The following is a 24,717-nucleotide window of genomic DNA, read 5'->3' as shown; positions in this document are numbered from 1 at the left end:
CTACTTAGCACTCCCCACTCATCACTCCGCACTCTCTAGAACATACCCATGCCACCCATGCCACCCATACCACCCATACCGCCCATACCACCCATACCGGGATCAGCAGGAACAGCAGCTTTCTTCTCTGGTTTTTCTACAACGATCGCTTCTGTGGTGAGAACTAACCCAGCGATGGAAGCGGCGTTTTGCAATGCAGAACGAACAACTTTAGCGGGGTCGATAATACCAGCTGCAATCAGGTCTTCAAATTCACCGGTAGCAGCGTTGTAACCTACGTTGAACTCGCTGTCTTTAACTCTAGAGACAATTATGGAACCTTCAGCACCGGCATTGTCGGCAATTTGTCGTAAGGGTGCTTCTAAAGCGCGTTTAACGATATCAGCACCGATTTTTTCCTCTTCTTCAAAGTTAGCTTTAATCTCGTCTACCTTGCTAGCCAAGTAAATTAAGGTTTTGCCGCCGCCAGGAACAATACCTTCAGCTACAGCAGCTTTGGTAGCGTTGAGTGCGTCTTCAATTCTCAGTTTGCGGTCTTTGAGTTCGGTTTCGGTAGCCGCACCAACTTTAATTACTGCCACACCACCAGCTAACTTGGCAATGCGTTCTTGTAATTTCTCTTGATCGTATTCAGAATCAGTCTCTTCTAATTGTTTGCGAATTTGACCGATGCGTTTTTGAATTTCTGGCTTGGTGGTAGTACCTGCAACAATTGTGGTACTTTCCTTATCAATTGTGATTGTCCGCGCCGTACCTAAAGCTTCGATGGAAGCTGTATCCAAGCTGAGACCGATTTCTTCAGAAATTAGCTGACCGTCGGTTAGGATGGCGATATCTTGCAATAACGCTTTGCGGCGTTCGCCAAATCCTGGGGCTTTAATTGCTGCAACGGAAAGTACACCCCGCGCCTTATTCACTACTAAAGTTGCTAAAGCATCTCCTTCTACATCTTCAGCAACGATGAGTAAGGGTTGACCCAAACGCGCTACTTTTTCCAGAATGGGGACTAACTCTTGGATGCTGTTGATTTTTTTGTCGGTAATCAGAATCCGGGCATTTTCCAGTTCTACCGTTTGGCGTTCGTTGTTGGTGATGAAGTAGGGGGAAATATATCCTCGGTCAATCTGCATCCCTTCTACTACGTCTAGTTCGGTGGTAAGGGATTTGGATTCTTCTACGGTGATTACACCATCTTTGGTGACTCGTTCCACCGCTTCGGCAATCATGTTGCCAACTTCTTCATCGTTACCAGCCGAAACGGTAGCAACTTGAGCGATCGCACTACCTTCTACTGGCTTGGCTACCTTAGCAATTTCCGCTACCAATGCTTCAGTAGTTTTATCAATCCCACGCTTCAAGCTCACTGGGTTGCTACCAGCCGCTACGTTCTTCAAACCTTCTTTAATTAAAGCTTGTACCAAAACTGTTGCTGTGGTTGTACCATCACCTGCTACATCTTTGGTTTTTGATGCTACTTCTTGAATTAATCTAGCACCAGTATTTTCTAAAGGATCTTCTAATTCAATTTCTTTAGCAACAGTGATACCATCATTAACAATTTGGGGTGTGCCGTACTTTTTTTCTAAAAGCACGTTACGACCCTTTGGCCCCAAAGTGATTTTCACCGCATCAGCCAGGGCATTAACACCCCGCTCTAAAGCACGCCGTGACTCTTCGTCAAATGCAATAATTTTTGCCATGTTTCCTTTCTCTAGCGCTTCCATTAGACAATTTAGCACTCACAGGGTCAGAGTGCTAAATACTTCAAAAATTCAAACCGGATGTGGAATGAAAAAAAATTGATTAATATACACTTGATGCTCATTTGGGACAATAGCAGTGATGGTTAAATCGGGAGATGAATATATACAACTCCCTTAAGTCTATAGGCATTGCTGACCCTAGCGGCTCCGGCTGGTTGGCAGTAGTATTTACATTCATGTTGGCTTGGCTGGTAACGTGGCGTTTAATTCCCACGGTACGTAAATTTGCCTTGCGGGTGGGTTGGGCTGACCAACCAAACGCCCGACGGCTTAATCGAGAACCGTTGCCAAATGCAGGGGGTTTAGCCATTTACGCGGGAGTAATCGCCGCTTTGGTCTTAGCAAGCCTCTTGCGACCCATCGAGCTGCAAAGCGTTTTAGCTCAAGTATTGACTATTTTACTAGGGGGTTCAATCCTAGTCTTGGTCGGATTTATTGACGATCAGTTCGGATTACCCCCCTCTGTACGTTTATGGGCGCAAATTGTCACAGCATTATTACTGGTAGCAAATGGCATCAGTGTTGACGTGAAATTTGGCACACCAATTGATTCCATCCTCTCAATGTTGCTCACTGTGCTGTGGGTAGTAGGTATTACCAACGCCGTCAACTTGATGGATGGGATGGATGGATTGGCGGGAGGAGTTAGTTTCATCACCGCCATGAGTTTGTTAGGCGTATCTGCCCAATTTCCTAATCGGGCTGCGGCTACCTTAGTTTTGGCAGCCTTGGGAGGTGCAGCTTTAGGCTTCTTGCGCCATAACTTCCATCCCTCAAGAATCATCATGGGGGATGCTGGAGCATACTTTTTCGGTTATGTGTTAGCGGCAACTAGTATTTTAGGTAGCCTGCAACGTAATACCATATTTGCTCTCAGTCCTACAGTTTTATTTCTCTTATTGCCAGTGCTAGATACTACCCAAGTATTCGTTCGGCGACTACTGGCAGGCAAAAACCCCTTAAGTACCCCTGGCAAAGACCATTTACACCACCGTTTACTCGCTTGGGGATTCTCTCAACGCCGTGCCGCATTTACCCTATGGTCAATCACCTTGGGTTGTAACGTACTAGCGATGAGAGTCCAAGGCATGAGCTTCATGGTCATATTTGCCACAGCCACTAGTATTATTCTTCTGCTCGGCTTTACAGTTTGGCAAAGAATGAGAACAGGGAATAGAGAACAGTTGACAGGGAACAGTGAGTAACAATTGACAGTTGACAATTGACAATTGACAGTTGTTAGGTTGTTTTCACTGTTTACTGTGGACTATGGACTAATGACTAATGACCAATGACTAATTTACATCACCATGCCGCCATCGACATTAAACACTTGTCCAGTAATGTAAGTGGCGGCAGGGTCGGCAGCCAGGAAGCGCACCATACCTGCGATTTCTTCTGGTTGACCATAGCGTCCTAAAGGAATGTATTGCAAAATGCCTTCAGCTTTGAGGTTGCTAGTCATGTCTGTGGCAATGAAACCAGGGGCGACGGCGTTAACTGTAATGCCGCGAGATGCTAATTCTTTAGCAACGGTTTTGGTAAAACCAATTACACCAGCTTTAGCAGCGCTGTAGTTTGCTTGCCCAGGATTACCCATTTGTCCGGCAACGGAGGTAATGTTGATTATCCGTCCAGACCTTTGCTTCAGCATGAGTTTACTAACGGCGCGAGTACATAAAAATACACCAGTTAAATTTAAGTCAATTACAGCTTGCCAATCTTCCGGCTTCATTCTGAGTAGGAGAGTGTCGCGGGTGATCCCGGCGTTATTCACCAAAATATCGATGCGCTTGAACTTATCGATCGCAGTATTGATAAGGTTGTCTACTTGATCTACTTGGGACACATCAGCTTGTAGGGCGATCGCTTCACCACCAGCATTAGTAATTTCTGCTACCACGGCATCAGCCGCAGTGCTAGAACTAGCATAATTAACCACGACAGTAGCGCCATAATTCGCTAACTCTAAAGCGATCGCTCGTCCAATCCCCCGTGAAGCGCCTGTAACAACTGCTACTTGTCCTTTTAAATTTTCAGTTAACACGGCCATAAAATATTCCTTTAGCTTCTAAATTCCCGCGCTAATTATCTTATGGCGATTTGTACCTAAAACAGTCATTAGTCATTAGTCCATAGTCAACAGTGGAAACAACTTGACAACTGTCAACCGTCAATTATTAACTGCTTCGCAACAATAAAAATAAAATAATGTTACACCGTTTTCAGAAATCAGACATTAATATTAAATTCAATCGATAAAAAATTGGTGTGTCACATGACTACTAAAAAACAATTCAACAGCTTTGAAGAGATGCTGTCTGGTTCTGATTTACCTGTTTTAGTAGATTTTTATGCTGATTGGTGTGGCCCATGTCAAATGATGGCGACAATCTTACAGCAAGTGAATACTCAACTGCAAGATCGCATACGCATCGTCAAAATTGACACTGAGAAATACACAGAACTAGCTACACAGTATCAAATTGCTGCTTTACCAACACTGGTATTGTTCAAACAAGGTCAGCCAGTAGAGCGGATAGAAGGTGTAGTACAAGCACCACAGTTAGTTCAACATCTGCAAAGTTTCCTTTAAATACTTATTAATTTAGAGATGCAAATACTTGCATCTCTAAATATTAACTATTATTAATTTGTCTGATATTAAGTTTAGAGATTTTCAGCCCCTTCCACAAAAGAAGGGGTTGGAGTTATGTTCTACCGAACTCAGCATTAATAGAAAGAATCCGATAGATAAATTAGTTCAAGATACTAGCAAAATTAAGAATTACAAATTATCAATGCTGTTGAGGCCCTTTGGCATCACATTCTTTATGCCAACACCGCTTTAAAAGTCCAATACGCCAATTGTAGGCGAAGCGTCGGGGATTCAACTCTAAGTCACGGTTCAACAATGGTTGGTTGAGATACTGCCAAAGGGGAAATTTAATTTTGTGGTGTTTATCAGCCATAGCTTAGGAGCAAGATTTTATCTAAATGTTGTGGCAGTAGCTCAAACTAGAGAGTGCAACTACCAAATATAATTTCTAGTTAAAGATGACATAATTTATATCCAATTGTCCTGGTGGCAATTGCGGATTTCTACCTAAAGAATGATGCCGAGTAATTTATAAGGGATATACATAATTTCAAGCAGTCAAGAAGCTAGAGGCTAGAGGCTAGAGTTTTTCTAGGCACAGGCTTACACACCACCTTGCTAACAGTACTTAGCCCTCAGCACTCAGTTCTTATTTCTCCGTACAGGCTCAACACTCTACTACAGCTAACAACACTTACCATAGTTATTCTTGAGTTCTGATGGCTTGCGCTGCGAGGTAGACTTTAGTCCATTCGCCCATAACTTGATGAGGTTTGAGATTTAATTTTTGGGCTACTGTTTCTATGGAGTTACCAGCTTTGCGTAAATCCAGTACTTCTCGCCCAACGGGAGTTAAATTTGCATACAGTTCTTGCCATTGGTTTTGTGTTAAACCCAGGTTATTCTCCTGCAAAGAAATTGCTAACCAATTTTCTACGAGTTCTGGTTTACCCTTGAGGGCAAAAACACGCACTGCATGGTAGCTGATTTTTTCTCGCAGTCTATAGATTTCTTTGATGGGTTTGTTTAATTTCTTAGCTATTTCATCTTGGGTTTTACCTTGCAGGTACATTTTTAACCATTCAACTGCTTCTGCTCCCAAGTTTTCTTCTAAGTAGGTAGCAAATTCTTGTTGTACTGTTTGGCGCAGTGTTTGTTGTTCTTCTAATTGTTGTGCTTCTTGATATTCCGCGATCGCTTGGTTATCTACCAAGTTAATGCGATTATCGCTATCATCTGTCAGCACTTCCTCGGAAACTAAGCGAACTAAATCGCCTCCTGGGACTTGAGTTAAACCACCACGTTGAGAACGGCGTAAGTAGTTAACGAAACGGTACACCAACAAGGGCTGGTTGCGTACTGGACGTAAACAATATTCTTCCACAGTGGCAAACAGCAAAGTGTCTCTAAGTCTTTTGTCTAGAGCGACTTCGGCGATGTAAGCCATCTGTTGCTGAATGTAGGTATCGTTTTGCATTAACTCTTGGATTACCTCTTGCAAAACGTCGATAACTGTACGTTGGCGATCGCGGCTTAAACTAATCCAAGTTTGAATTTTATGCCGTAATGTTGCCAAACTACCCAATCGTGTAATCAGATTACGATATGCACGTTCCCGTCCTACATTTAAGTAGCGTTGGCTTAAAATCTTCCAACGATACTCCATTGCTTGCTTGGCAATGTCAAGTTCTTTACCATTGAGCAGATTAAGCCGTTGTGAATCGCGTCCTAACAGCCACAGAGTGATACTTTCTATTGCGGCTGTATTTTGTTCTGGATACTCCGCAACTAGCCGCTTACGCCAAAATTGGGCTAGTTTTTCTGCTTCCGATGCCATAACCTGATTGCACTCCTCGAAACCCTTCTTTAAAGTGTGCATCACAACCCCCATTTATCGCACTTATCTTTTGAGTTAGCAGTCCACTTGTGAGTCCGTCATCTTGTGGAAGACGTATCAACGATTCCATTGTTATTACGTCTCTATTGACGAACTTTATGCAGAAATTTCCTTAATCAGGTATTTTCTTCAATCTCAAATCGTGGAAATCCTTGTATATTGGATGTTTGCTGCGATTTTGTCAATTTTAAAGTTTGTAAAGTTATATGTTGAAATCACTGATGGGGCATTTACTTAGAGTAAACGCAGATGCCTAATTTTTTGAATAGGTTTAGAAAAACTAACATTTGTACTAAAAGCGCGAGAATAATACACCCTAATGTAGACGCAATTTCAGGCGTATAAGTTTCGTCTAGGGGAGATTGGCGGCGATATTACCGAAAAAAGCAACTTCTTTGGCTATAGCTTCTAAGTATTGTTACTCCTTCTTATATAGGTGTAGATAATTTTAATACTCGTGTAACTTAAGTAAGTGTCATAATCAAATTAACTGTAGGGTGCTTCAGCCCCAATAATTGTTTACACATTAAAGGATTTTCCATATCTGACGCACCCTACCTACTACTGTGCCAGTTACGTAAGTCCTGACTTAAATAAAGTACAAGTAATAAAAGCATCCTAAAAACTACGGTTTAGGATGCTTCTAAATAAAGAACAAAAATCGTTGTTGAACTTATTGAAACTTATCAGCCAAGGGAAACTTTCAACGTGCTGGGTTGTGCCAAATTTCCCTGGAAGACAACACCACGTTGATTAGCTTGCAGATGACGTAAAATCTTGTAAATTGCTTCAACTTGGTCGGCAGCACCGACTTTATCAGCGATTTGCTCTAAAGATAGGGCTGTTTTCTCTTTTTGCAGTAGGCTTACTACTTTAGTTTGCAAATCCAGAATGACAGCCGCAGCTTTTTTACCTGCTTCTACACCTGGTTGATGATAAGCGTTAATGTTGACCAAACTAGCGTACAAACCAACAGCACGTTCATACAAAGCAATTAATGCACCAACTGTCCGGGCATTAACTTGGGGGATCGTTACTGTAATGGAATCGCGCTGATTTTCATACAGGGCTTGACGGGTTCCTTGGAGAAAACCGGAGAGATAATCACCAGAGGTTACGCCTGGGTCTATTTCTGGGGATGGGCCGTTACGGTCTTCTAAAACTTCGATGAGGGTAGCAAAGAAATTAGGTACACCTTCGCGTAACTGCTGGACGTAGGCGTGTTGGTCTGTTGAGCCTTTGTTACCATAAACAGCAATACCCTGATAAACGGTTTTACCGTCTAGGTCTTTTTCTTTACCTAAAGATTCCATTACTAGCTGTTGTAAGTAACGGCTAAATAATAGCAAACTGTCCTTATAAGGTAGGACTACCATGTCTTTTTCGCCCTTGCCGTTACCAGAGTAGTACCAAGATAAAGCTAGTAGCGCCGCCGGGTTCTTTTTCACATCTGGGACACGGGTAGCATCATCCATCTCTTTTGCACCTTCTAGCATGGCGCGAACGTCGATGCCTTGTAATGCGGCAGGAACTAGACCAACAGAGGACATTTCTGAGGTACGTCCACCCACCCAGTCGTACATGGGGAATGTTGCTAACCAGCCTTCAGATTTGGCTAATTTGTCTAGGTTGCTATCTGTACTAGTAATAGCTACTGCATATTGAGCAAAGTCTAGGTTTTGTCCGGCGTAGGCTTTCTTGACTTCAATCATGCCGTTACGAGGTTCTGGTGTACCTCCAGATTTGGAGATGACTAAAACCAGGGTGCTGGCAAGATTGTTACGCAATTGGGTAAGAATGCGGTCAATGCCTGCGGGGTCGGTATTGTCGATAAAGTGAATTTTTAGCGGAGGAAATTCAGGGGCGAGGGCTTCAGCGACAAATTCGGGGCCGAGGGCAGAACCACCAATCCCAATGGAAATAATATCTGTGAAGCGGTTTGCTTTGGGAGGATGAACAGCACCCGTTTGGATTTTTTCTGCAAAGGCTTCGATTTGTTCTAGGGTTTGAACAATTTCCTGGGTAATTTCTGGTGTAGGCGCTAAGTCTGGGTTGCGTAGCCAATAGTGTCCTACCATACGCTGCTCATCTGGATTGGCGATCGCACCCTTTTCTAATTCCGCCATATCCGTAAACGCTTTGTCAAATTTCGGCAGCAACGACTCTACGAAGGCATTATCAAAACGCATCCGACTGACATCTAGGTACAGTCCTAATCCCTCGTGGAAATATAACCATTCTTGGTATCGTTGCCAAAGTGCCTTCGCATCCATAGGGAAATCTCTAGTAAAGTGTCCTTCAAAAACAAGTGTAATGTAAGGTTAGAGCCATCCCTGCTTAGTCTTATACAGTTTTAAGTGTTGAAAATTTCTTCACCTTAAACATCCGGCATAGGTATGACCCGTAGAAATTTTACAATCTCACCCCTAATTTCTATGCCAACTAAATAATTATCTATAGTAAACCGATGAAAGATCCCTTCATCATCCAGTCGTCGCAATTCGGGCAAATAATGTAAAGACCTCTTTTGGGCAAAATCAAAAAAAACAAAATCATACACTCGTTGATAAGCAGCAGGCTCTAAACTTCTCAGGTCTACTAAAAACGACCTGGCATAACGTGTTTCTAAACTCACTGAAGTCACCATATTGGGGGAGTGGGGAGTGGGGAGTGGGGAGTGGGGGGAGATGAGGGAGATGAGGAGGATGAGGAGGATGAGGAGGATAAAAGGCCAGTTAGACAAAGCAAGTAAAGAAAGATTCTTCTGTCTTTCCCTACTCCCCATTCCCTACTCCCTTTCTTAAACAAACATCAACATCCGTATTGCTTCTTCCTGAGTTAAGATGTCCCACGGTTGCTGCGATCGCTTGACTTGTTGTATGGCATCTAACATATAAAAGTCACAATGCAAAGCGTGAATGTCATGCCATACGCTTTCAAGTTCTTCATCGCTTAACTGCTCAATTAAGTGATGGATTCTAATTCTCAGTAAGTTCATACATTCTCTGTATTACCCAAAACACAAGGATATTGTTCCCAAAAATTATCGATGGTTAACGGTGATAGTCACGTCGAGATACAATGTCGGGAATTAGTTATGGGGAGTGGGGGAAGACAAGAGAGTAATTAATTCAAAATTCAGAATTAAAGAGTTCTGCCTTGTGACTATGGACTATGGACTAATGACTATTGACTATTAACTATTGACAAAATGATTGAATATTTAATTTTTCTAGCAATTTCTACAGCAACTTTTGCCCTGTTTAGTCTGGGACTCAACTTACAGTGGGGTTTTACAGGGTTAATTAATTTTGGTCACATCGCTTTTATGACTTTGGGTGCTTATACTACAGTGTTATTAAGCTTCAAGGGTGTGCCTTTATTTATTTCGGCTATTGTGGGCGCGGTTGTCGCGGCTTTGTTGGGGCTGGTGATTGGTTTTGCTACTTTGCGTTTGCGGGAAGATTACCTAGCCATTGTCACCATTGGGACGGGGGAACTGATTCGTTTGGTGGTGAATAACCAACAGTTACCTGTGGGTAATGCTTGGGTAGATGGGGCGTTTGGGGTGCAAAGTTATCCTATACCTTTATCAACTCCACCAAGTTTATTTTTCCGCTTGTTGATGATTGGGCTTTTAACGTTGCTATTTGCTGTGACAGTATTTTCGTTGTGGCGTTGGATTAGTAGCGCCCGAAAATCCCGTATTACTGATGCAGCTGTTTACAAAACTGGTAGTCAGCAAGAGTTTGTCTCTCGTTTGAGTGTAGGAATTATTTTAGGGTTACTCGCAACAGCAATTTATATTTCTGGAGTAATCACACTTTATAACTACATCCCCAAAGCTGGTTTAATGCTTGTTTCGTTGTTGGTATTAGGGTTTGTGTTTTGGCGTTTGGAATATTTGGTGCGATCACCTTGGGGTCGTGTGCTAAAAGCTATCCGCGAAGATGAAGAAATACCTAAAGCAATGGGGAAAAATGTTTTTTGGTATAAGCTCCAATCTCTCATGTTGGGTGGGGCGATCGCTGGTGTGGCAGGTGCTTTGTTTGCTTGGCAACTCAGCGCAATTTATCCAGATAATTTCCAACCCCAGCTGACATTTGACTCCTGGATTATGGTGATTCTCGGAGGTTCTGGTAATAATATCGGCACTATTTTAGGTGCTGTAATATACTTCGCCTATGATGCTGTGACTCGTGAGGTTTTACCAAGAATTATTCCCCTAGATGAAGCGCGGTTAGGTGCTTTCCGTATTATGGTAATTGGTTTAATTTTAATGGTGCTGATGATTTGGCGACCTCAAGGTATTTTAGGTAAAAAGGAGGAACTTACCCTTGGTAAATAACCAGTCATCCCCACTTCCATTGTTAGCAGCTTCCGGGCTGTGTAAAAGCTTCGGCGGGATTAAAGCTGTTAAAGAAGCAAGCATTGAAGTTGCCCAAGGTAGTATTACAGGATTGATTGGTCCTAATGGTGCTGGTAAAACTACCTTATTTAATCTCCTGTCCAGTTTCATTCGCCCAGATAAAGGACGGGTAATTTTTGATGGGGAACCTATCCAGCAATTACAACCACACCAAATTGCTCAACAAGGTTTGGTGCGTACTTTTCAGGTAGCTAGGACGCTTTCTAAGCTGTCGGTGTTAGAAAATATGTTATTAGCTGCACAGAAACAAACAGGGGAAAATTTCTGGCAAGTGCAGTTACAACCCCATGTAGTAGCTAAAGAAGAGAAGCAATTACAAGAAAGGGCAATGTTTTTGCTGGAATCTGTAGGATTGGCGAAAAAAGCTTATGATTACGCTGGCGGTTTGTCTGGAGGACAACGCAAGCTGCTAGAAATGGGTAGAGCTTTGATGACTAATCCCAAGTTGATTTTGCTAGATGAACCAGCAGCCGGAGTTAACCCCAGATTAATTGATGATATTTGCGATCGCATCCAAGGCTGGAATCGGGAAGGAATGACCTTTCTGATTATTGAACATAACATGGATGTGGTTATGTCTTTGTGTGATCGCGTTTGGGTACTAGCTGAAGGACAGAATTTAGCTGATGGAACCCCGGCAGAAATTCAAACCAATTCTAAAGTTTTAGAAGCTTACTTGGGTAAATGATGACAGTTGACAATTGACAGTTGTTTTTTCCCCTGCTCCCCTGCTCCCCACCTTCAAGTAAGGAAGTAATATATGGCGTTGCATAAATGCGGGATGAAATCATAAGATTCTACTTTTAAAACTCTTGCTCTTTGCGTCTTTGCGCCTTTGCGTGAGACAAAAATCATCCCATTAATCAGCAACGCCTAATATATTAGTGCTTCTAACTGTCAGCTTTTAAAAATTTTGGGATTTATGCAACATCCAGAAAAATCTGTCTGGTGGGAGTAGTGTTTTTGATAGAAGTATGAGAAATTAAGCACAGAGATAAGGTATAGGTTTATTTCTATAGAACCCATTTGATATCTTTTTGGTGATTGAGTAGAATCAACAGAAATTAGGTGCATGGAAGCAGATCAGGATTGAAAATGGGTTATTCAAGCGATTTGACAGACAAAGAGTGGGAAATAATTGAGCCATTATTGCCGACGAAGAAGAAAACCAGACCCCCTGTGTGGACAAAGCGGCAAATCCTTAACGGTATACTTTATCAACTGAAGAATGGTTGTAATTGGGCTGACTTACCTAGAGATATGCCGCCATATTCAACAGTATTCTGGTATTACCAGCAGTGGTGTGAAGGGGACATCCTGACGAAAATCATGACTGAGTTGCATCAGCAGGTGCGGGAACAAGTAAAAAAAAACCGCAGTGGACGACTCTAATCATGATTGACTCACAAGCGGTGAAAAATACTTGTAATGCCAGTGTTGAGTCGAAAGGGTTTTGCTTTTACAAATGCACTAATGGCATCAAAAGACATTTGGCAGTGGATATCTTAGGCTTCCCTTTCTTTACCCACTGCACCAAAGCTAATGTATCTGATGACCAAGGGTTAATTGAAATGCTCTCGAAAAACATTGATTACTTCAAATCTAAACCTGTGGAGCAACCCATGACGACTATTCTGGTAGATAACGGCTATCATCCTGATCAATTGACACAAGCCTTGGAACAGATTTACCCAGAGATTATGACTAAAATTCAATTTGAACTTTCAGCCAAACCATCAAAAGCACAGAAACAGACGAAAGGACTATCTGGATTTGTGCCTGTTGCTGCCAGATGGGTCATTGAAAGATCGAATGCTTGGGTGGAGAGATGTAAAAGTTTAGTCAAAAATTTCGACCGCACACTCGAACGTTCCAATGCCAAGCTCAAGCTATGTTTTATTCGGCTAATGCTCAAACGGCTAGCTGTCGCAGATACCGCCTGAAAAGATATCAAATGGGTTCTATATAAGCCATGTTGACCTCCGTACATACCATACTGATTACTAATACTATATAAGCCGTGTTGACTTCCGTACATACCATACTGATTACTAATCGAGTTCACATCGTATTGATTACTCGACAGCACCCCCAAAAATTGTCCATTACCAGCCCATAGCTGTCCAGCACCATTAATAGCTGTTAAAAATTCTAACATTGTCATATTGAGAGAAAATATTTTTCTCTAGCTTTACATTTAGTTTTATTCACTACCTCTGTGAAAATCTTGATATTTGTTCTAAGATATTGCAAAGCATTTGGCCCACGAGTATAAACGTTTTTGGGTGAATGGCATGATATGTGTATTTCTTGCCAAAGCAGTGATTTCATTAGAACGTGCTGTGCATAATGATTGCTTACGGGTATGATCTATATTTTTCCATAAAGCTTACAGGGCTTTGAAATTACAGGCCAGGATAATTCACAAATGGTTCCTTGGGGGGAAAGGGGCGATCGCCTGAATTTTCCTTTGAGTTGTCGTGCTAAATTGATAAACTGTTGGGTTCCTCGTCCCTGTTTGCGTAAGTTTGTGCCTATACCATTATCTATCACTTGTAAAGTGTACCAGCCTGCGGATAATGAGCAGGTAACTTGGAGTTTGGTTGCTCCTGTGGCGTGCTTACCTACATTGCATAATGCTTCTTCTAAGAATCTAGCAATACCCCGCTTCTGTTCGAGATTTAAGTATGTCTCATCTACTGGTTCAAAAGCATGAATTTTTACTTTAATACTTTTAAAACAAGGAAATTTCCGGTCTAAGGTATAGGTGTAAACTTGATAGAGGACTTCATGTAAAGGGTCTTGCAAACTAATTACTAAATTATTTCCTAAATAAAGCTTATTATCTTGATTGGGATATTCTTGTTGCAAAAACTCATAAATTCCTCGCAGTTCATAGTTTAACTTTTCTAGTTCTTTTTCAATCTCTGGTAGCAAATCCTCAGTTTTAATATCTTTACATCTGACTAACTTCAAAACTTTGGCTAAACTCTGTAACGGGCCATTATGGATAGTTTCAAATATGTTCTCTATCACCGCTTGGCGTGTTTTCATTCCCAAACGTAAGGTATGGTCATGTTTATATAAAGCCATGAGTTCCACACCATTAATCATCAAAACTAAAATTGCTGGTATGATGGGAACCCACCAACCCCAGAACATAAATATGTAATTAATAATCAACAAACTAGCTATAGCCAGAGTAGTAAATACTAAATACCAATTGCAAATGTCTTTTTTAAAAATACTCCTAAGCCCAGGCTGCATAGGCTTTTCTCCTAGTCTGTAGGTTTTGTTAATAGTTGACAGTTGACAGTTAACGGTTAGTGACTCAACACCTGTCCACTGTCCTCGCTAAAAAATTAATCAATTAACCCTTCTTCTCTAGCCCGTTTCTCAGTTTGAATGCGGATATTTTTGCCATCATCAGGATAAACGCCTAAAGCATCTTGCAGCTTACTCCAATAATGCCGCACCATGCGCTCAGATATACACATTTTTTCAGCGATCGCTTTATCTTGTAAACCTTCTTCAAATGCCAAAGTTAACACCCTCAGCCACTCTGGTTTAATTTCTATGCCAGTGTGGATACCTTTAATATCTTTTGTATGGGTTAAACCCTGTAATGCCCAATTAACTCTTGTCAACATTTCTTGAGTTGAAAGACTTTTATCGGCTACTGTAAAGCCTCCTTTATGAATATCAATATCAGGTCTAATTCTAACTAATGTTCTAATATGGGCGCTTTGAACTATGATATTCAAATCGCAATAGTTTTTCATCAGTTTTCTCAGAAGTTGTACGCCTATATCTGGACGCGCTGTAGTTCCTGGCTTCTCTGGAATAGAAAGATCCATCACTAAAAGGTCTGGTTGCAAACTTGCCAATTGTTCACAAGCATTTTCAGCATTAATAGCCGTAATAAATTCAGCTTCGGGAAAGTGCCTTTTGAGTAACTCTACTGTTCCATTAAGAACAGATTGATGATCATCGATGACTAGAAATTGCAGCAATGCTTTTTCCGGTGTATTTTGCTTCATAATCAACACCATATTTCTTGAATGATTTTGTATATAGCATCAATATCTTCTATATACAATGTTTAATTTTGTAATTTTTACCAAGAGAAACACCAGGAAACTGTAAGGTTACGAATATGATAAATACATTTTCCTGATGTTAATAATTGGCAACTGTGAGACAGATAATCTAATTCTATTAGACGAGAGTTAAAAAAAATCGTTGATGTCTGATAATAATTAATTTTTACAGTTAGCTTGCCTAAACTATTATGGGACTTTAAGCTGAGATGAATTGATGTTGGGATTGTTACTTCTGACAAGGTTAATGTTAATAACTCTTCCAAGAAACTTAAAATAATCAAACCACGTTCGCTCGGTTCATTTCGCCAGTAGATTGGCATATCTAGCTGAAAATCTATGTGAGGATGAGACACAAGCCAAGATTCTACTAAAGACTCAATTGCTAAAGGAAAACTATCTTGGAGAGATTCGGGAAATAGGCGATCGCTTAATTTTACTAAAGAATAGTGAAAGTTCTCCACTCTTTTTAATGAGTCTATAATTTTGTCATTTGGTAAGTTTAAATTGTCTAGAAGTAATAAGTCTAAGTTACGCCGCATTGTGAAAGTTTCCTGTAACAGACCATCCCTAATTTTTTCGGCTTCCCACAATAGCTTGGCTGACTGCCTGTAAGACCACCATTGTAATGCTTTTTGAACTCTATGGTACGGTGTCAGGAAAGAAATTATGGTCATAACTCAGATAGTTAAAAGTATAATTTGTTTACAACTAGCTCACAAATAAATGTGTTTGCTATTTTGTTATCATAAAAGAATGTTATTACGTATTTCACGATATATTTATGCCAAATTGGTTGTCTAAATTTTACAATTTTATCTCCCAAAATGTTGCTGCGAGGAGTAAAATTGGCACAATACAAAATGACTTAATGTTAGTTATATTTATCTCAATTATTTTGTACTCTCATATAAATTAAGCGTGTATAAATACTAATACACGCCAATTACCAAATATATTTTTATCTCCCTCTAGTTAGAAAAAAGAATTAAACCACAGCGACGCAGAGAACACAAAGAATAGTCTTTTGCGTTACGAGTACATTGCTAATAAAATCAGCAAAACCTCTGCGCCCCTCTGCGTTTAAAATATTGATTCTATAACTCAAACTGGAAATCGCTATAAAAGATTTAACCCAATAGTTTGAGTCTACAAATCGGTAATTAATCTTGCCTTTCGCAGTATAAATTGCAGTGCTGTTTCCTCTTTAGAAATAATGTTAGCTTCCGCTTCCATTCCTGTTTGGATATAACAATGACGATCGCCATTACCAAATTCTCTCTTTTGAGGCTGGATAGTTGCTTCAAAATAACCTGCAACCGATTCCGTAGTTGAATTGTTAGATTGGGGAGTAATTGCATCAGGAGAAATTGCGCTCACTACACCTGCTAAAGTCCCATAATCTGGATAAGGACAAGCGTTAATGCGTAATTGCACTTTTTGTCCTACCTCCACTTTTTTAATATCTGCGGTAGGAACCATCGCCTTAATTATAAGGGGAGTATTTTGGGGTACGATTTGGGCGATCGCCTCGTTAGTAGTCACAACTTGTCCAGGGTTTCGCAGATTTAGCTTCAGGATAATTCCGTCACTGGTAGCACGAATAACACTAGTTCGCAGTTGCTTTTCTACTTGTTGCAATTCTTTTTGAGATTGGTTGAGTTGGGAAAGCATCTCTATCCGGCGCTGGATTAAGGCTTGTTTCTCTTTTTGTAGGGTAGCGATGGTGGAAGCACCTTTAGCATTTTCTTGGGCGATACGTTCTTGGGCGATCGCTACCGTTGCCGTGCTAGGATTAACAGCAGCTTGGGCTGATTGCAACTTAGCTTGGGCTATTTCCATTGACCTTTTTTCGCCTTCCAATGCTGATTTAGTCTGTTCAACTACGAGTTTTTTCTGTTCATATTCCCGTCTACCAATAGCACCAATTTCTGTTAATTGCTGATAGCGATCGCGATCCACTTTAGCAAAATCTAAGTCTGCTTGAGCTTTGCGTAAATCGGCTGCGGCTTTTTGTAAACCTGCGTAAGCAGCCAAAAATTCACTTTTTGTGGTAATTTGTCGTTCTTGATAATCTCGCTGATTTCGGGCTAAATCTGCTTGCGCCGAAGCAATTGTTCGTTCCAAAAGATTTAATTCAGCTTGTACTTGAGTATCTAAAGAGCCGATTTGACTATCAATTTGGATGAGTTGTAATTTACCTTGTTGGATATTACCTTCCAATTGACTCTTTTTGATTTGTAATTGATCAGTATCTAAACGTGCAATTACATCTCCTTGTTTGACAACTTGATTTTCTGCAACCAAAATACTTTGAATTGTCCCTTCCATTTCGGGTTGTACTAATCGTACATCACCGATAGGACGCACAACAGAAGGTGCTTTCACAGTGACATTGTATTTCACCCAAGAAGAGAGTGCGATCGCACTACCAACAGATGCTACAAGAAATAGCCCTAATAAAGATGTCCAAACACTAACAGGTGGTAAAGCATCATCTTCTGGGATTCGTGGGATATATTTCTGATTTTGTATATAAAGCATAAGGAAAACTGTGTAAATAATTTTAGGTTTGTAGTAAGGACTTTAGTCCTTTAAGAAGCAAATAAGAACTAAAGTCCTTACTACGAACTCAATGGAGCTAGGTTATGATAAGTAGAAGGAATAAATTAAACTAAAAAAGGGGTCGCCGGGTTTCGACTGCACGGAAGTTGAGCGTAGTCGAAATTCAACCCTCCTCTTGTCTAGGATCGAGCATTGAGCGTAGTCGAAATGCGTCTTCTAAATAATTATGTCCACCTACTTATTTAATGAATTAGAAAATCTAAATGCTCTCCGACTTGGGTACGTAAATCTTGTAATGAGCCTTGCATTTTTAATCTACCTTGCTCTAGAAAAACAATCCAATCAGCCCGACTAATTACTTGCGGACGGTGGCTAATTAAGATTGTGGTTTTATCTCGACGGTGTTGTAATAACTGTTCTAATACTAGGCTCTCACTTACCGGGTCAAGCCCACCTGTAGATTCATCTAAAATAAGAATTGGGGGTTCTGTAACTATCGCTCTTGCTATTGCTAACCTCTGCCTTTGTCCACCGGAGATATTAGCCCCAAATTCGCCTAAAACTGTTTGATATTTTTCTGGTAGTTTACTAATAAACTCATCAGCATCTGCAATTTTACAAGCTCTGACAATCTGCTCAAAGGTAACATAGGGCGCTCCCAAACGTAAGTTCTCAACAATTGAACGACTCCAAAAATGAGCATCTTGAGGAACTAACACTACTTGCTGACGCAAACAATCAAGGGAGAGGTCATCTAAGTTATATAAACCGATGCGAATATTACCTGATTGCAGAGTGTATAATCCGGTAATGAGTTTAGCTAAGGTACTTTTACCACAGCCAGATTTTCCTATAATTGCAGTCACTTTACCGCCGGGGATTGTCAGAGTAAAATTTTCTAATAAATCAACTCGACCAACATAGTGAAAGTTGACATTTGTACAAATAATGTCATCCTTACCTGTAATCTTTGCAAAAGGTTTTTTGCCGTCATTGGCGTTCTCAGGTGTAGTATCTATCACTTCTGTGAGACGTTGTACGGCAGTTTTTGCGCGGGTAAATTCATCTACAAAACTAATGACAGTGGCAATTAATCCCAACACATTACCATTCATGGAGTTAAAAGCCAAAAGTTGACCAATACTCAAATTTTCTGAAGGATTAATGACTAAATTACCACCACACCAAAGTAAAAATATACTACCAACGGCAGATACAAAACTAGAAAATGAATTGTTGATAATCCCAATTTGAATTGTCCGAAAGGTTAAATTAGCAAGTTGACCGAAACGGCTATTAAATTCCTCAAAAAATTGTGAACCTGATGTGGTAGTTTTTAGGGTTAATGCACCTTTAAATGTTTCTACTAAAACTCCTTGTGCTTCTGCTTCTTGGACTAGAAGTTCACGAGTTTTATTGCGGAGAATCGGTTGGAAGACGATTGTGGATGTCGTCATAATAGCAGATATTAACAAAGCTACTATAGTTAACTTCCAACTATAGAAAGTCATGAGACTAAAAGAAATAACTGCAATAAAAAATTTGCTAGGTAAACTAATAACAACTTGAGCTACTAATTGATTAATTTGGTTAATATCTTGCAGACGACTAACAATTTCTCCACTGCGGCGAGTTTCGTAATAGCTGAGGGGTAAGCGGAGAATTTGTCTAGCAAATTCCATTACTAAACTGAGTTGTAAACGTTGAGCAAAATGAGCAATTAAGTTAGATTGTACCCAACCTAGACTACTAGAAATAATATTCATAACTACTACTGCGATCGCCATCGTCGTCAGTAGTTTTGTATCACCACGAACTAAGACATCATCCGTAAGAATTTGCAATAGAAAGGGGGAAGCTAATGATAAGACTCCCAGCAGTAAATTTAGGGGTAAAGCTTGTGCTAAGATACTACGAAAATTCCAAACACGCTTGAAGAAACGCCAAAAACCAGAAGTGCGATCGCTTTCTATTTGCGAAAATAATTCTGCATCGGGTTCTAGCAACAGCATTAATAAATCTTTCCAGCCTTCGCTTAACTCTTTTTGGGAGAGATAACGAATACCGACGGCTGGATCTGCAACTACATAATTTTTACCTTTTTTACCATATAAAATTACCCAGTGATTGCCTTTCCAATGGATAATTGCTGGTAATGGTGCTTCATTGATGCGGTTGAAAAGTTCTGGTGAAGTTTTTACAGAATGCGCTTTAAAACCAAGAGTTTGTGCGCCTCTTTGTAAGCCTAATAAAGTCGTACCAAATTGTCCTGTACCGACAACTTCCCGAATGCGACTGAGAGTTAAATTGCGTCCATAATATTTAGCGATCGCCGCAATGCAAGCAGCACCACAATCTTCTTGACTGTGTTGTAAAACATAAATATATTTCATAACCTAAAATGTCTGTTTTTTACATATATAAAGCTAGAAATATAAACTCGACCTTCTAGAGTTTCTTCTAATGACTCTACTGACACCAATGTCATTATCACTTGTCCTCTTATTTGTAAAAACAAATGCACTCATCCAGGCGAAATGAACCTCATCTGAAGTAAGTCCAGGATTGCCAAACATAACACCAGCGCCTAAAATAAACAAGTAAGTATCTAAATCAAAACTAACTCCTATTCCCCCACTGACGGCAGCAGATTCTTTAGAAGATAGTTCTGTAAAAAGTTGGCTTTGTTCTTTCACTGTTTCCTCATAGGATAGGTTTCACATAATATATTTGACAAAACTGGAACATCAATCAAATAATGATACTTATGATTACTTAATTGTTAAAACTTCCCCTAAGTACAAGTAGTCTCCTTTTGGGGAATAACTGATGGGAAAGCTATCAAGAGAGGATCAACAATGTTATTACCCTCTGTAATCTTCTGCTTATTGGAAACAAGCGTTACACTATCACCACGCGAGTTTGCGTTTATAAGTTTACCTTCTTGCTCAGATATAACTACAAATGATGGATCAGCAATACCACCACGAACAGAACAAGATTCGTCATGAGATAGTAAACTAAAACCGATGTATTTTTGATTCATTGCTATTTTCTTCTTCAGTCGATTAGTAATTATTTTCCGGAGTAGGTTTTCAGTTAATTAATCTAAATACTGAAACTGTTAAATAAGTTTCAGTATTTAGTGAATGTATAATTAATGAATTAACCCTGAATGGTTAGGAGCTAAGTTAAAACACTAACCAGTTGTGGTTATTATTTAATACCTAGTGCTTGCTCCCAAGCAGCATCAAGTTCATTAGCAGTCAAACCAGGGTTGCCATATAACTGACCAGCACCTACAAGAAAAATGTAATCATCTAAATTAAATGTCAATGCAGTTGCTCCACCACTAACAATAGCGGACTCTTCAGAATTAACTACGGTGAACAGGTTATTTTTTGTATTAGATAACATGAGACTGGTCTCCATTGATAAACTAGGTTTGTACTTTGTGAAGCTTAGAGTTGTTTGCTTTGCGTTGGCTGTTTAACTCCTTGCTTGCTTAATACAATATCGAGGAAAGAAGGGTTAATTCATTTGTAATTTATGTAAACTTATTTGCCTAACCTAGAAGACTCAAATACTTAATTAAGCTAGTAAAGTTTCTGAAAAATACAATTGAACTTTCTATGCTGTTTACTGTCGATGATTACGTCTCTCATACAGCCTTTCTGCATATAAGTTAATTAATTGGTAATGGGGATAAAAGCATCATCTGTCATATTTCAAATTTTTTTACCTTGTGTACCAGCATTTTGATAAGTTAGTTAGTACACAGTTTGCAACAATTGTAGTTATCGCTTAAGAGGGGATTGAAGTTGAGTCAGCATCCAGATGCCATTGCCGCGCACGGTGGACAGTTGGTTAATCGCATAGCCACCCCAGAACAAAGAGAAGAATTTCTTTCCAAAGCTGAGTTCCTGCCACGAGTGCAACTTGACGAACGGGCGGTTTCTGATTTAGAAATGATTGCGATTGGCGGTTTTAGCCCACTTACCGGGTTCATGAACCAGCAAGACTACGATCGCGTAGTCACAGAAATGCGCTTGGCTAACGGTCTTGTATGGTCAATACCAATCACACTCTCAGTTAGTGAAGAACAAGCTGCTTCTTTACAAGAAGGTGGCTTAGTTCGTTTAGATAACCCCAGAGGCGAGTACATTGGGGTTTTGCAACTCACCCAAAAATATCGCTACGACAAAACCCGCGAAGCCATCAACGTCTACCGCACAGATGAAGCCAAGCACCCAGGAGTACAAGTTCTATATAACCAAGGCCCTGTACATTTAGCTGGTGATATCTGGCTGCTGGAACGCAGTTCTCATCCTCTATTCCCCGATTATCAAATTGACCCAATTGCTTCTCGGCAAATGTTTAGAGACAAGGGTTGGAAAACCATAGTCGGTTTCCAAACCCGCAACCCCATTCACCGCGCCCACGAATATATTCAAAAGTGCGCCTTAGAAACCGTGGATGGTTTATTCTTACATCCCTTGGTAGGGGCTACCAAAGAAGACGACATCCCCGCCGATGTACGGATGCGTTGTTATGAAATCTTGCTAGAACACTACTACCCCCAAGATCGGGTAATTTTGGCAATTAATCCCGCCGCCATGCGCTACGCTGGCCCCCGCGAAGCCATCTTTCATGCTTTAGTCCGCAAAAATTACGGCTGCACCCACTTTATCGTCGGTCGAGACCATGCTGGTGTGGGTGACTATTACGGTACTTATGATGCTCAATATATCTTCGATGAATTTGAGCCAGGGGAATTAGGCATCGTACCCATGAAATTTGAACACGCCTTTTACTGCACCCGCACTAAACAAATGGCAACCACCAAAACCAGCCCCAGCCGTCCAGAAGAACGTGTTCATTTATCGGGAACCAAAGTCAGAGAAATGCTGCGTCGCGGTGAATTACCCCCACCAGAATTTTCTCGCCCCGAAGTAGCAGCCGAATTAGCACGGGCAATGCGAGTGAAGGTTTTAGCTTAGGGAGTGCTGAATGGGGAGTAGGGAGTATGGGTAAAGGGTAAAGGGTAAAGGAAAAAGTCTTTAACCTCTGCCTCCTACCCCCTGTCATCTGCCAACTGTCAACTGTCAACTGTCTTTACACCCCGCCCTCAGCCCTATAAGCTGTTAGCTGACGGGCTGAGGACTGATGGTTTTTATGAAGCGTCGGACTTTTGTACAACGAATTGGCTCAATACTGGCGGTGTTGGGTATAACTGAGGCTGAGTGGTTGGCTATGGGCAATAGCTATTATCAAGCTTTGGCGCAGCCTACACCGCGAAAATTGGCGTTATTAATTGGCATTAATCAATACCGCAAAAGTTCTTCGTTGAGTGGTTGTCTCACCGATGTTGAACTGCAACAAGAATTGTTGATACATCGGTTTGGCTTTCAAGCTAGCGATATTCTGACGTTAACTGAAGAACAAGCAAGCAGAGAATTTATTGAAGCAGCTATTGGAGATCATCTCGTCAAGCAAGCTAAACCAGGGGATGTGGTGGTATTTCACTTTAGCGGTTACGGTACTCAGTTATCAGGAGAATCAGAGACACTACAAAACGCTATAGTTACAACTAATGAAAATCAAGAACCGCCAGATTCTCAAATAGCTAATTATTTATTAGAAGATACTTTATTAGTATTGTTGCGATCGCTCCCTACAAATCATGTTACAGCCGTCTTAGATACTAGCTACTCACTTCCCAGCGCCACCCAACCATCAGGGTTACGACTCCGCGCCCGTCAGGAGTCAGCCACAACGCAATTAGCCGCCGCAGAACTCGATTTTCTCAAACAAATCAAAACCCAACCTGAACTTAACCCAGTTGTAGTCCTATCTGCCACTTCTGAACCACAACAAGCCGCCAGAGAAGTGATGATGTCTGGGTTTAGTGCAGGTTTATTTACTTATGCTTTAACACAACAACTTTGGCAGTCAACCCCAGCCACAGCCATTCAAGTCAGTCTCTCCCATGCAGCAAGTTCTATGCAGCAATTGGGAAGTAAACAACAGCCTGGGTTATTAACTAAGAAGAAAAATCAACCGGGTGTGGTGACTGTAGATAATTTACTCCCAGATAGCCGCAATGGTGCTGAAGGGGCGATATTGGCAATAGAAGAAGATGGGAAAACTGCCCAAGTCTGGTTAGGAGGGCTACCTACTCAGGTTTTGGAATATTACGGTGCTAATTCTAGATTTATTTTAGCAACGGGAGGGCAATTGGTGGTGCGATCGCGTACAGGATTAACAGCTAAAGCCCTAGTCTCAAAAGTTGCCGATACATCTCCCTTGCAAGGGCAATTAATTCAAGAGACTGTGCGCGTATTACCCCGCAATATTCACTTAATATTAGCTTTAGATACTAAGTTAGAAAGAATTGAGCGAGTAGATGCAACTAGCGCCTTTGCTGGAGTTGGTCATATTTCTACTGTCGTAGCCACAGAACAACCAGCAGATTACTTATTTGGCAAACTACCGCAGACTCCCAGCCGCTACGGTTTATTTACCTTGGGTGGTGAAATCATTCCTAACACAGATGGCGGTGTGGGGGAAGCGGTGAAAGTAGCAGCACAACGTTTATCAGCAAAATTATCCACGCTGTTGGCGGCGAAGTTATGGCGACTCACCCAAAATCAAGGTTCTTCCCGCTTACCTATTAAGGTGACGTTAGAGATAGTTAGCAGTATATCGCCACGGGTGGTAATGCAACAGCAAACCGTACGCACTCTCGACACGGAAAAAGCCACTAAAAAGCCACTCAACAATCCGATTATTCCGATTGGCAGTAAAATACAATATCGCGTGCAGAATTTGAGCGATCGCCCTATATATTTTATGCTGTTGGGACTGAAGAATCATCGTAGTGCGATCGCCTTTTACCCTTGGCAAATTCCACAAGAACCTAACCCCGACACCCAACCCCAACTCCAACAAGTAATTATTGCCCCTAATGAGACTATAACTTTACCACAGACACCACCCGCATCAGGATGGGTAGTTTCTGATACAGCCTCCACATGGGAACACCAACTAATTTTCAGCACTGCACCCTTTAACACCACTGTAGATATTTTAGAAAAAGCTAAATATTCCGCAGGCGACCAACAACCCATAGCTACATTAATTAATCCCTTAGAAGTTGGACAAGCATTATTGCAAGACTTACATAATGGCAGCGCCATCAAAGCAGAAATGAATGGTACAGCTACAGATTCGTATATTTTAGATGTAAATAATTGGGCAAGTTTCAATTTTAGTTTTCAAATAGCATAAATAAAATTGAGGGAATATTTTAAAACGCAGAGGTTTCTCCAATTAGAGGTTATTTATAAAGTAAAAATAAAACT

Annotated in this window: 24 protein-coding genes; 8 read left to right on the top strand and 16 right to left on the bottom strand. The window is 40.8% G+C overall.

Features of this window, described 5'->3' with window-relative positions; all coding sequences use genetic code 11:
* Window positions 1-35: 35 nt before the first annotated feature.
* On the bottom strand, window positions 36-1,700 hold the full coding sequence (gene groL / locus NSMS1_RS18480; protein WP_224086238.1) for a chaperonin GroEL: 1,665 nt from the start codon (window positions 1,698-1,700) through the stop codon (window positions 36-38).
* Window positions 1,701-1,858: 158 nt separating this feature from the next.
* Here groL and NSMS1_RS18475 point away from each other — a divergent pair, with 158 nt between their 5' ends.
* Entirely contained in the window at window positions 1,859-2,968 is a 1,110-nt protein-coding gene (locus NSMS1_RS18475) for an MraY family glycosyltransferase (RefSeq protein WP_224086237.1), read from the top strand.
* Between the two features lie 95 nt (window positions 2,969-3,063).
* On the opposite strand, the gene fabG is transcribed toward NSMS1_RS18475, so the two are convergent.
* Window positions 3,064-3,816: a 3-oxoacyl-[acyl-carrier-protein] reductase gene (gene fabG / locus NSMS1_RS18470; RefSeq protein WP_224086236.1), complete on the bottom strand. Its 753-nt coding sequence runs from the start codon at window positions 3,814-3,816 to the stop codon at window positions 3,064-3,066.
* A 225-nt stretch (window positions 3,817-4,041) separates the two neighbouring features.
* On the opposite strand from fabG, the gene trxA reads away from it, so the two are divergent.
* On the top strand, window positions 4,042-4,359 hold the full coding sequence (gene trxA, locus NSMS1_RS18465) for a thioredoxin (RefSeq protein WP_224086235.1): 318 nt from the start codon (window positions 4,042-4,044) through the stop codon (window positions 4,357-4,359).
* 202 nt (window positions 4,360-4,561) lie between these two features.
* Here trxA and NSMS1_RS18460 read toward each other — a convergent pair whose 3' ends face one another.
* The 6 genes from NSMS1_RS18460 to NSMS1_RS18435 all read right to left on the bottom strand — a co-directional run bounded on the left by NSMS1_RS18460 (window position 4,562) and on the right by NSMS1_RS18435 (window position 9,257).
* Entirely contained in the window at window positions 4,562-4,735 is a 174-nt protein-coding gene (locus NSMS1_RS18460) for a hypothetical protein (protein WP_171843562.1), read from the bottom strand.
* A 330-nt stretch (window positions 4,736-5,065) separates the two neighbouring features.
* On the bottom strand, window positions 5,066-6,199 hold the full coding sequence (locus tag NSMS1_RS18455; protein ID WP_224086234.1) for a HetZ-related protein 2: 1,134 nt from the start codon (window positions 6,197-6,199) through the stop codon (window positions 5,066-5,068).
* Entirely contained in the window at window positions 6,159-6,329 is a 171-nt protein-coding gene (locus NSMS1_RS18450) for a hypothetical protein (protein WP_224086233.1), read from the bottom strand. Before NSMS1_RS18450 ends, NSMS1_RS18455 begins: the two co-directional genes overlap by 41 nt.
* Before the next feature lie 616 nt (window positions 6,330-6,945).
* The gene (locus tag NSMS1_RS18445) at window positions 6,946-8,532 is read right to left on the bottom strand and encodes a glucose-6-phosphate isomerase (protein WP_224086232.1); all 1,587 of its coding nucleotides are present in this window, start codon (window positions 8,530-8,532) and stop codon (window positions 6,946-6,948) included.
* Between the two features lie 104 nt (window positions 8,533-8,636).
* Window positions 8,637-8,894: a cytotoxic translational repressor of toxin-antitoxin stability system gene (locus NSMS1_RS18440; RefSeq protein ID WP_224095271.1), complete on the bottom strand. Its 258-nt coding sequence runs from the start codon at window positions 8,892-8,894 to the stop codon at window positions 8,637-8,639.
* Window positions 8,895-9,059: 165 nt separating this feature from the next.
* A complete protein-coding gene (locus NSMS1_RS18435; RefSeq protein WP_190466064.1) occupies window positions 9,060-9,257 on the bottom strand; it encodes a hypothetical protein in 198 nt (65 codons plus the stop codon).
* A 213-nt stretch (window positions 9,258-9,470) separates the two neighbouring features.
* On the opposite strand from NSMS1_RS18435, the gene NSMS1_RS18430 reads away from it, so the two are divergent.
* The 4 genes from NSMS1_RS18430 to NSMS1_RS18415 all read left to right on the top strand — a co-directional run bounded on the left by NSMS1_RS18430 (window position 9,471) and on the right by NSMS1_RS18415 (window position 12,631).
* Window positions 9,471-10,607: a branched-chain amino acid ABC transporter permease gene (locus NSMS1_RS18430; protein WP_224086231.1), complete on the top strand. Its 1,137-nt coding sequence runs from the start codon at window positions 9,471-9,473 to the stop codon at window positions 10,605-10,607.
* The gene (locus tag NSMS1_RS18425; RefSeq protein WP_224086230.1) at window positions 10,597-11,376 is read left to right on the top strand and encodes an ABC transporter ATP-binding protein; all 780 of its coding nucleotides are present in this window, start codon (window positions 10,597-10,599) and stop codon (window positions 11,374-11,376) included. Before NSMS1_RS18430 ends, NSMS1_RS18425 begins: the two co-directional genes overlap by 11 nt.
* A gap of 407 nt (window positions 11,377-11,783) precedes the next feature.
* On the top strand, window positions 11,784-12,080 hold the full coding sequence (locus NSMS1_RS18420; RefSeq protein WP_224086211.1) for a transposase: 297 nt from the start codon (window positions 11,784-11,786) through the stop codon (window positions 12,078-12,080).
* Window positions 12,081-12,082: 2 nt separating this feature from the next.
* On the top strand, window positions 12,083-12,631 hold the full coding sequence (locus NSMS1_RS18415; protein WP_224086212.1) for a transposase: 549 nt from the start codon (window positions 12,083-12,085) through the stop codon (window positions 12,629-12,631).
* 427 nt (window positions 12,632-13,058) lie between these two features.
* Here the strand turns inward: NSMS1_RS18415 and NSMS1_RS18410 are convergent, their stop codons facing one another.
* The 8 genes from NSMS1_RS18410 to NSMS1_RS18375 all read right to left on the bottom strand — a co-directional run bounded on the left by NSMS1_RS18410 (window position 13,059) and on the right by NSMS1_RS18375 (window position 20,770).
* Complete coding sequence (locus NSMS1_RS18410; protein WP_411908635.1) at window positions 13,059-13,955, bottom strand: sensor histidine kinase; 897 nt, start codon at window positions 13,953-13,955, stop codon at window positions 13,059-13,061.
* 95 nt (window positions 13,956-14,050) lie between these two features.
* Window positions 14,051-14,728: a response regulator transcription factor gene (locus NSMS1_RS18405; RefSeq protein ID WP_224086229.1), complete on the bottom strand. Its 678-nt coding sequence runs from the start codon at window positions 14,726-14,728 to the stop codon at window positions 14,051-14,053.
* Window positions 14,729-14,805: 77 nt separating this feature from the next.
* Window positions 14,806-15,465, bottom strand: coding sequence for a hypothetical protein (locus NSMS1_RS18400; RefSeq protein WP_224086228.1), 660 nt, complete (start codon window positions 15,463-15,465; stop codon window positions 14,806-14,808).
* A 472-nt stretch (window positions 15,466-15,937) separates the two neighbouring features.
* On the bottom strand, window positions 15,938-17,332 hold the full coding sequence (locus tag NSMS1_RS18395) for an HlyD family secretion protein (protein WP_224086227.1): 1,395 nt from the start codon (window positions 17,330-17,332) through the stop codon (window positions 15,938-15,940).
* A 263-nt stretch (window positions 17,333-17,595) separates the two neighbouring features.
* Window positions 17,596-19,746: a peptidase domain-containing ABC transporter gene (locus NSMS1_RS18390; protein WP_224086226.1), complete on the bottom strand. Its 2,151-nt coding sequence runs from the start codon at window positions 19,744-19,746 to the stop codon at window positions 17,596-17,598.
* 33 nt (window positions 19,747-19,779) lie between these two features.
* The gene (locus NSMS1_RS18385) at window positions 19,780-20,049 is read right to left on the bottom strand and encodes a hypothetical protein (protein WP_224086225.1); all 270 of its coding nucleotides are present in this window, start codon (window positions 20,047-20,049) and stop codon (window positions 19,780-19,782) included.
* Window positions 20,050-20,147: 98 nt separating this feature from the next.
* A complete protein-coding gene (locus tag NSMS1_RS18380; protein ID WP_224086224.1) occupies window positions 20,148-20,399 on the bottom strand; it encodes a hypothetical protein in 252 nt (83 codons plus the stop codon).
* Window positions 20,400-20,569: 170 nt separating this feature from the next.
* Window positions 20,570-20,770 carry a hypothetical protein gene (locus NSMS1_RS18375; RefSeq protein WP_224086223.1) on the bottom strand — a complete coding sequence of 67 codons (201 nt, stop codon included), beginning with the start codon at window positions 20,768-20,770 and terminating at the stop codon, window positions 20,570-20,572.
* A 404-nt stretch (window positions 20,771-21,174) separates the two neighbouring features.
* Between NSMS1_RS18375 and sat the strand changes: the two genes are divergently transcribed.
* Complete coding sequence (gene sat, locus NSMS1_RS18370; RefSeq protein ID WP_224086222.1) at window positions 21,175-22,353, top strand: sulfate adenylyltransferase; 1,179 nt, start codon at window positions 21,175-21,177, stop codon at window positions 22,351-22,353.
* Between the two features lie 175 nt (window positions 22,354-22,528).
* The gene (locus NSMS1_RS18365) at window positions 22,529-24,643 is read left to right on the top strand and encodes a caspase family protein (protein ID WP_224086221.1); all 2,115 of its coding nucleotides are present in this window, start codon (window positions 22,529-22,531) and stop codon (window positions 24,641-24,643) included.
* Window positions 24,644-24,717 lie beyond the last annotated feature (74 nt).

Origin of the sequence: Nostoc sp. MS1, assembly GCF_019976755.1 — a bacterium.
Taxonomy (GTDB): Bacteria; Cyanobacteriota; Cyanobacteriia; order Cyanobacteriales; family Nostocaceae; genus Trichormus.
Note: the sequence above shows the minus strand (reverse complement) of the source record. Positions and strands in the feature narration are given on the sequence as shown.